The 1,162-nt window shown below is 74.1% G+C and carries 1 protein-coding gene and 1 pseudogene; one reads left to right on the plus strand and one right to left on the minus strand.

What is annotated here, in order from left to right; genetic code table 11:
* A pseudogene (locus tag HW445_RS31980) lies at nt 1-414 on the minus strand (hypothetical protein); the annotation flags it as partial.
* Nucleotides 415-638: 224 nt separating this feature from the next.
* Between HW445_RS31980 and HW445_RS31985 the strand changes: the two are divergent.
* Nucleotides 639-1,162: WcaF family extracellular polysaccharide biosynthesis acetyltransferase (locus tag HW445_RS31985; protein WP_180224256.1), on the plus strand; the 524-nt coding region annotated here is incomplete at its 3' end.

Genomic DNA, 1,162 nt, shown 5'->3' on the forward strand with positions numbered 1-1,162 from the left:
AAGGACCGCCCACCCCGAGCGGGCAGGCGTCACCGACATCGCCATGTAGCAGAACATCCAGAACGTCGCCTGCAGCAGCTTGCGGCGGCGGGCCAGGATCATGGCGCACAGCCGCGCCCCGCAGTACGCGGTGAGCCCCGCCTGCAGCCAGTACGCGGTGTCCCGCGCGCCGCTGCCCGGCTGGTTCATCACCACCAGCGGCAGCAGCAGCGGAAGGCCCAGCACCAGCGGCACCGACATCGCCGTGGTCAGCAGCGCGCTCGGCGCGAAGGGCCGGGCACGCACCCGCGGACGCGCGCCGGCCTGCGGGACGACGGGGGCGCCCGGACCTCCGGACTCCCGCGTCCGCCCGGACTCCCGCGTCTGCCCGGCCAGGGCCCCCCGCGGTCCGGCGACCGGTCGCTCGCTGGTCATCGCATCCCCCCACCCCCGGTCCGGCCCCCCGGCCGGATCGCTCGCAGTCTACGAGCGATCACCCGCCCCGCGACCGGCCTGTGGACGATGCGGCCAGGGTTGTCCACAGGGCCTGCCGTGTCCTCCGACGAGCCACTAGCCTGTGATCACCGCGTAGGGGAGCGCGGCCGTTGAGGGAGGCCCGACCGGCCTCCCGCCAGGCTTGGGGGAAGGGGGCCCGGCACATGCGTGATCTCTCGTCGTTCACTCTGGCCGGTTACGACAAGGGGCGGGGCAAGCTGGTCCAGGCCCTGTGGTTCGCGGTGATGAACCTGGTCTTCATGGCCTGGTGGTGCCCGCCCCGGCTGCGCGTCGCGCTGCTGCGCGCCTTCGGCGCGACGGTCGGCGAGCGGGTGCTGATCCGGCACCGGGTCCGGGTGCTCTGGCCGTGGAAGCTGACCGTCGGCGACCACACCTGGATAGGTGAGGGCGCCTGGCTGCTCAACCTGGAGCCGATCACCCTCGGCCGCCATGTGTGCGTGTCCCAGGAGGCCCTGCTCTGCACCGGCTCGCACGACCACCGAGCGGCCGACTTCCGCTACCGCAACGCCCCGATCACCGTGGAGGACGGCGCCTGGATAGCCGCCCGGGCCACGGTGCTGGCCGGCGCGACGGTCGGCCCGCACGCCGTGGTCGGCGCGGGAGCGGTGCTGCACCGGGACCTGCCCGGGCTCACCCTGCACACCGCCGACGGTGACCGCCGACACAC

Source organism: Streptomyces sp. UH6, from assembly GCF_013421635.1.
In the GTDB taxonomy this organism is placed as follows: Bacteria; Actinomycetota; Actinomycetes; order Streptomycetales; family Streptomycetaceae; genus Streptomyces; species Streptomyces abyssomicinicus.